The sequence below is a fragment of the Arenibaculum sp. genome (assembly GCF_035998295.1).
In the GTDB taxonomy this organism is placed as follows: domain Bacteria; phylum Pseudomonadota; class Alphaproteobacteria; order Azospirillales; family Azospirillaceae; genus DASYHS01.
Map to the genome: position 1 here is coordinate 1 of NZ_DASYHS010000188.1, position 6,963 is coordinate 6,963.

Here is a 6,963-nt window from a genome sequence, read left to right on the forward strand (position 1 = left end):
AAGTACGTCTTTGCGCTGAAGTCAAATCCAGGGACGTATTGTGAGTATCCGTGCGCCTCCGCCTCTTTTACGGGGACCCACGCAGCGTCGATGTGGTGAAACACGCGACCTTTTCCATCTGGTTTTTTTGCGAGAGAAAACCGCCGATAGTCTTTTATTACCCTGGCCGCATCTTTAGCGTAGGTCGCCGCTGCGACGGCGATAATCAGACTTGCAGCATCTCGCGACGTTGCATCGGGAGCCGCATTCCCGCGAGCCCCGGTGCTGGTCAGCTCTCCCCCCTCTCGGGCACGCCGGGCAAAATGTCGGACCTCACCTGGTTCCCACCAGATCGCCCCTGCCAAAGCGTCCACGATTTGCGATAGCTTAGCCATGCCTGATCACACCGTAAGAGTTAACACCCTAGCGGAACGTTCGGAGCGGGTCAATTGCCATTTGTCACGATGACAAATAAGCGTACTATACTGGAACGCCACGACCGCGGCTTAGCGCCCGCTGATATTTATGCAAGGGGTGGCAGGGGATGGCAACGATCAGAAGGCGGACACTGCCCAGCGGTAAAATTGTGTGGCAGTGCGACTATCGCGATCAGAACGGAGCGCGGCGATCGAAGCAGTTCGAGCGGAAGAGGGAGGCGGATGCGTTCCTCGTGCGCGCCCGCTCCGAGGTTGCCCAGGGCATCCACACGGCGGACTCGGCGTCCTCCACCGTGGCCGAGGTCGGCGAATTGTGGATCAAGCGGTGCGAGGACGACGGGCTTGAGGCGAGCACGGTCAAGATGTACCGGGAGCACCTTCGTCTTCACATCTCGCCGCTGATCGGGGCACAGAAGCTGTCCAGGCTCACCATGCCCGGCGTCGAGGCGTTCAAGGATCAGCTGCTAGAGTCCCGCTCTCGCGATATGGCCAGGCGGGTCCTCACGAGCTTGAAGGGCATCATCAAGGAAGCGCGGCGCCGCGGCCTGCTGGCGCAGAACCCGGCCGAGGGCGTGACCGTCGACCTGCGCCGTTCCGAGGAGGAGGAAGGTGAGATCCCCTCGAAGGACCACATCCGGGCCATGCTCGCCAAGGCACCCGAAATCTGGCCGCTGAAGAAGATTACCCGCGGCCGGTGGGTGAAAGGCGAAGGGCGTCCGGAACGCCACCTGCCGCAGCCGTGGCGCCCGCTCATTGTGACTGCGATCTTCACCGGCATGCGCGCGTCCGAGCTGCGCGGCCTGCCCTGGGCGAACGTCGACCTGTCGGCCGGCGTGATCCGGGTTCGCCAGCGTGCGGACCGCTGGCAGCAGATCGGTCCGCCGAAGTCCCGCGCGGGTCGCCGGGATATCCCGCTCGCGCCGATCGTCGTGAACACGCTCCGGGAATGGAAGATGGCCTGCCCGGCCACCGCCCTCGATCTCGTCTTCCCGAACGAGTTGGGCCAAGCCCTCACCCACACCAACCTGTCGCGCCAAGGCTTCTATCCGCTGCTGAAGGCGTGCGGCCTCTGGTCCAAGGCGGACGATGCCGGCGTCTACACCTTCCACTCGCTACGGCACGCGGCAGCCTCGCTGTTCATCGAGCAGGGGTGGAGCCCGAAGAAGGTCCAGACCGTCATGGGGCATTCGAGCATCCAGGTGACGTTCGACATCTACGGTCACCTCTTCCCCTCCCAGGAAGACGACCGGGAGGCGATGGCGCAGCTTCAAGCCCGGTTGCTCGGGGCGCCGGCCTGATGAATGTCTACGTCGTATCGTTGCGCAGCGAAGCCGGGCGGGAACTGCGTATGTGCAAGGTCGGCATCGCCAACGACATCGAGCGCCGTCTGGCCGACATTCGAACCAGTTCCCCTTTCCCTGCGGATCTCGCCCATCTGTTCAAGTTTCGTGAGCGGCGTATCGCGTACTCGATCGAGCGGAGGACGCACGAGTTGCTAGCCGACTGCCGGATGAACGGCGAATGGTTTCGCTGCGAGCCATCAAGGGCGGCCGGCACCATTGAGGCCGCCGCGCACGAGCTGCACTACACCATCATTGCAAGGAACGGCGTCCGGGTCGGGCGCGTCAAGCGCCCCGGCGATCCCCTGTTCACCCGAGAGCAGATCATGGCGATGCGGCAGAGCATGGGCGAAGCACTCAATGCAACATCAATGCAACACGGCGGGCTGAAACCCGCAGAAACCCTAGGGATGGAGACAACTCTGACTCCGCCAGCCTAGGTTCGAATCCTAGTCCCCCAACCATTCAGAAAGCCAAGTAAATCAACGATCTAGCCCCGCTCCGGCGGGGCTTTTTCGTTCTCCGACCGCTCCGGCCAGCGGGGTTCTTAGGGGGAGCAAGGCCTAGTTCGAACGCGGGTTCACGGGGATTGGGCAGAGCAACGAAGCGAGGACGTAGAGGTCCCACCCCGCAAGGTTGCATGTTGCCTTGATGGAGCACTTGCCCTTGCCCAGGCGGACGGCATTGATGGCGAAATGTCTGGCGACCGCCATGCTGAGGGCGCCGTCGAGGTCAAGGTGGTCCAGGGTTGCGGGATCGCGGCGCACTCGTTCTCCTTCTCGCCCACCGCCTCCTGGGCCGGCATCAGGTGTTCGCCCGTCACCCGGGCGGAGACCAGATGCGGCGCTTGGCGCTTGGCGCCAGGCCGCACGATCGTGACTGCGCCGCAGGAAGCCCAGATGGTTACGTCGCCACAACGCGATCTCGTCGTAGTCCCCACAGTCCGCGATCGTCGCCGCGGCCACCAGGAACAGCACCTTGTGCAACGGTCGGCCAAGCTCAAGGCATTCATCGATTCGCTCGGCGGCCTCTGGTCCCAAGGCAGGCTCGCCGGGAAGGTCGGTTCCGTCTTTTCGGCTTCGTCGCCGCTGCACGGAGGTAACGAGACGACGATCATGTCCCTGTACCCACCGCTCTCCCATCCCGGCCTGATCATCGTGCCGCTCGGCTATACGGATCCGGTCCTCTACTCGGGTTCCTCCTGCTGTCCGGACGTCCGCATCCCGCTCCAACGCTTGACGAGGCTGGTGTCGAGATCGAAAAGGTCCAGCACGCGCCCGACCGTGTGGTCGACCATGTCGCCGATCGAGGCGGGATGCGTGTAGAAGGCGGGCACGGGCGGCGCCACGATGCCGCCCATGTCGGTAACGGCCAGCATGTTCGTGAGGTGGACGCGCGTGAGCGGCGTCTCGCGCACCAGCAGGACGAGGCGCCGCCGCTCCTTCAGGACGACGTCGGCCGAGCGCGTCAGCAGCGTCGAACTGACGCCCGTGGCGATCTCGGCCAGCGTCTTCATGGAGCACGGGGCGACGATCATGCCCAGCGTGCGGAACGAGCCGCTGGAGCAGGCAGCCCCGACGTCGCCTATGGCGTAGTGGCGGTCGGCCAGCGCCCGGACGTCCGCCACCTTCATGCCGAGCTCGTGCTCCAGGGTCAGCGCGCCGGCCTTGGAGACGACCAGATGCGTCTCGACGTCCAGCGCCCGCAATGTCTCCAGCGCCCGCACGCCATAGACGGCGCCGGAAGCGCCACTGATTCCGACTATGATCCGCCGCCGATCCATGTGCTCTCGTTCCAGTCGGGCATCCGCCCCGTGCCGGCTAGTCTGAACGGAGGTCCGCCTCAGGAAAACACCCGTTTCCAAAGTGGCCGGGCCGTCGTCTCCTCCTGCGCCCCCGGGAGCCTCCTGCGCACCGGCGTCGCCACGGCGCGCGGTCGATCACACTTGGGCGACCGCCCTTCGGCTTCTGGACGACCACCCTTCGGCTTCGGCGGCTCGGCGGAAGCTCAAAAGACCGTTTCCGGTTCCCTCACGTAGCCGTCGTTCTTCTCTTCGGCCGACAGGCGGCGGATCACCTTGCACGGATTGCCGGCCGCGAGCGCCATCGGCGGCACATCCGCGGTGACGACGCTGCCGGCGCCGATCACGGCGCCGTCGCCGATCGTGACGCCCGGGCAGATTATGGCGCCGCCGGCGATCCAGGCGTCGTCGCCGATGACGACGCCCCGCGGGATGATCTGGTTGGTCCGGCGCAGCATCGGGTCCAGCGAATGGCAGACCGTATAGATATGGACGCCGGGGCCGATGCGGGCATAGTCGCCGATCCTCACCGTCCCCGAATCCAGGATCGCACAGCCGAAGTTGAGCACGGCGTTCGCGCCGATCGCGATGTTGAAGCCGTAGTCGCACCGGAACGGCGGCTTCACTCTGGCGCCGGCGCCGAAATGTCCAAGAAGGTCCTTCAGCAGCACGTCGCGCAGCGACGCGTCCTCGGCAGGCGTTTCGTTGATCCGCCGGAGCAGGGCCTGCGCCTTGGCGTAGGCCGCCGACAGATCCTCGTCCAGATAGCAGAACGGCTCTCCGCGCTCCATCTTCTGGCGCTCACTCGATACGGGCCGCTCGTGTCCGCCGTTTGTCATTGGATCTCCCGATCGGCCACGAGGTGGACAGGAACTGAACGCAGGGCAGCCGCGGCACCCTGGGCAAGCCGGGTCCGCTCGGCGGGCAGTTCGATGATCGCCGTCGTGCCCGCTCCCGGTGAACTGCATATCCGCAGTTCGCCCCCATGCAGCTTGACCAGCGCTTCCGCGATCGGCAGCCCCAGGCCGGTCCCCTCGTGCACCCGCTTGAAGCCCCGGCTGACCTGCCGGAACCGTTGCATGGCGACGGCGATCTCCTCCGAGCTCATGCCGATCCCCTCGTCGCGCACCTGGATCGAGATGCCGCCGGTGTCGCGGAGCTGGGCGGCGACCTTGACCGTCGACCCTTCCGGCGAAAACTTGATGGCGTTGGACAGCAGGTTGATGATCGCCTGCTTCATCCGCGTCTCGTCGCCGAAGATCATCAGGTCCTCTTGGGCGAGCGAGATGGTCACGTCTATGCGCCGCCGCAAGGCCCGGTCGCGCACCATGAGCACGCAGGCATCCAGGAGCCTCTCGCACGCCATCGTCGTCTCCTCGAGCGACAGGTGCCCTGCATCCACTTTCGCGAGGTCGAGCAGGTCGTTGATGATGCCCAGCAGATGCCGGCCCGCCGAGACCACCTCTCCGGCATAGCCGCGCCCGGTGCTGTCGAGCCGGCCCAGGATTCCCTGCGCCATCGCCTCGGAGAAGCCGATGATCGCGTTGAGGGGGGTCCGCAGCTCGTGACTCATCGTCGCGAGGAACTCGGTCTTGGCCCGGTTCGCCAGCTCGGCCGTGACCTGGGCCTGCTCGGCGTTCTGGCGCTCCTTCTCCGCTGCGACGCGCGCCTCCTGCTCCCGGCGCGCGTGCAGACGGCTGCGCGACAGCTCGTGGAACACCAATCCGGCCAGGAGGAGCCCGGAGGTCAGGATGCCGACGACATACAGTTTCCATTTGAGGTCGGAAGCCTCGATGTCGTGCCGCCACATCGCCTCCAGGGCCTCTCCCGTGACGACGTCCCGGAAATACGCCTTGAGGTCGGAATCGGTCCCGTTCAGCACGGCGGCGATCTGCGCGTTTGCCACGGAAGGCCCGCGCGTCGTCTCCGCAAGCAGCCCTTCGATGCTCCTCAGCTTGTCGAAGAGCTCCTGCAGGACTTCATCCCCCTCGCTCCATATGCGAAGCGTTTGCTTGTCCCTCAGAACCGCCTGGTACCGGCTCCACAGGATTTCGTACTGGAGCAGAATGTCGTCCCGGCTCACCCGGGGGTCGCCGAGGACGTACCGGTCCTGCATGCCGATCAGCCGCAGCGTCTCGGTCTGGAGTTCCGACGAATGCCAGATGCTGACGCGGACGAGGCCGGCGAATCGCCTCCGCGCGGTGTCGCTGGCGTCAAGGCTCAGGAAGAACGAGCCGACCAGGGTCGCCAGGGCCGCGAGGATCAGAAGGGCCAGGGCCCGGAAGCGCTTGGTCGATGGGCTCACGACTCCTCGCTCTGCCGCGGGTGGTACGGCGCCGTTCGAAAACCCTGCCGGGCTGACGAACCGGCGCTGTCGGCTTGGGCTGCGCCCGGGCCGGCGAGCACGTCAGCGGACGACCAACTCCTTGAGCTGCCACACCATTTTCCGTTCGGTCTGAAGGTTCTGGAGATCAGGGCGCCCATCCACGTCGTACACGATCCACAAGGGCCCGAAATCCCGAACCTTCATCGGCTCGCCGTTCACCCGGGTTGCGAGCAGAACCGGAAGCTCGACGACGTCGTCCATCGGGATCGTCGCTGAGAATTCGTTCAAGGCCGTGGCGACGATCTGAGTGCCTTCGGCGCCGACGGCCTCGAGGAGGTCCCGCAGCAGCACGCCCTCGAAGACGGCCGTGTCGGTCCATCGCGTCGTCGCCTCGAACTTCGTCTGAGGGAGCGCCGACAGCATCGCCATGTCGAACACGGCCGCCGAGGGGGCATTCGTCTCGGAAACCTGCCCCCCGACCGTCAACACGATATCGCCCGCCGGCTTTTCGAGTGCTGCCGCTTCGGCTGTCCAGAGCAACAGCCCGAGCGCAACCCCGTTAAACGTCCTGGCCCATGTCACGACCGAGAATCCCATCTATTCGTTCATGCTTTTGCATCGTCCAATATGCCGATGCCAAAAATCATAAGCAATAAAAGAGGGGACTGTTCGGCGGATTCATCCCGTGTGCACCGGGCCGGTCGGCCAACCCCTTCGGGGCGGCGTAGGAGACCAGGGCCCGTACGCGGGGCGGGACGTCGTTTGGGACCGGCCCGATTCTCGGCTTGGCCTCATGCGGCACGGCGGCCGCCCTCCACCGGCGGTGGATCCGGCCGCCACTTCCACGAGCACGAATGTCAAGGAACCGTCGCTTCCGGCCGACGGAACGAACGGAAATTCACTTCCGGCATCGAAGCGTTGCAATGATTCGTCCTACTTAGTGGTGCATCCGCTAAGTCCTTGAGAGAGTTGGGGCAGCAGCGACGCCGAGACGGCGCGGGGCGCGATGTCGTCGCCGTCGGCCCCAGATGAAGGGATGCTTGTGCTGGTTCCAGTAGGCGGTCGCCCGTTCGACGGCCT

General features: G+C 65.3%; 7 protein-coding genes and 1 pseudogene. 2 read left to right on the forward strand and 6 right to left on the reverse strand.

Annotation, left to right across the window (positions count from 1 at the left end):
- Positions 1 to 374 (reverse strand): hypothetical protein (locus VGO20_RS18555; protein ID WP_327503864.1); only part of this gene is annotated, 374 nt, incomplete at its 3' end.
- 149 nt (positions 375 to 523) lie between these two features.
- Here VGO20_RS18555 and VGO20_RS18560 point away from each other — a divergent pair.
- Together VGO20_RS18560 and VGO20_RS18565 are read left to right on the forward strand one after the other, a co-directional pair.
- A complete protein-coding gene (locus tag VGO20_RS18560) occupies positions 524 to 1,714 on the forward strand; it encodes a tyrosine-type recombinase/integrase (protein ID WP_327503865.1) in 1,191 nt (396 codons plus the stop codon).
- Positions 1,714 to 2,196 (forward strand): GIY-YIG nuclease family protein, encoded by a 483-nt coding sequence (locus VGO20_RS18565; RefSeq protein ID WP_327503866.1) that lies wholly within the window; start codon positions 1,714 to 1,716, stop codon positions 2,194 to 2,196. The genes VGO20_RS18560 and VGO20_RS18565 overlap by 1 nt, the downstream gene beginning before the upstream one ends.
- Positions 2,197 to 2,472: 276 nt before the next feature.
- Here VGO20_RS18565 and VGO20_RS18570 read toward each other — a convergent pair.
- The 5 genes and pseudogenes from VGO20_RS18570 to VGO20_RS18590 all read right to left on the reverse strand — a co-directional run.
- Positions 2,473 to 2,766, reverse strand: a pseudogene (locus tag VGO20_RS18570) (ISAs1 family transposase); the annotation flags it as partial.
- Positions 2,767 to 2,942: 176 nt separating this feature from the next.
- Positions 2,943 to 3,539, reverse strand: coding sequence for a UbiX family flavin prenyltransferase (locus tag VGO20_RS18575; protein WP_327503867.1), 597 nt, complete (start codon positions 3,537 to 3,539; stop codon positions 2,943 to 2,945).
- 224 nt (positions 3,540 to 3,763) lie between these two features.
- Positions 3,764 to 4,396 (reverse strand): sugar O-acetyltransferase, encoded by a 633-nt coding sequence (locus VGO20_RS18580; RefSeq protein ID WP_327503868.1) that lies wholly within the window; start codon positions 4,394 to 4,396, stop codon positions 3,764 to 3,766.
- On the reverse strand, positions 4,393 to 5,862 hold the full coding sequence (locus VGO20_RS18585) for a sensor histidine kinase (RefSeq protein WP_327503869.1): 1,470 nt from the start codon (positions 5,860 to 5,862) through the stop codon (positions 4,393 to 4,395). Before VGO20_RS18585 ends, VGO20_RS18580 begins: the two co-directional genes overlap by 4 nt.
- A gap of 102 nt (positions 5,863 to 5,964) precedes the next feature.
- Complete coding sequence (locus tag VGO20_RS18590; protein WP_327503870.1) at positions 5,965 to 6,480, reverse strand: putative pterin-binding protein; 516 nt, start codon at positions 6,478 to 6,480, stop codon at positions 5,965 to 5,967.
- Positions 6,481 to 6,963 lie beyond the last annotated feature (483 nt).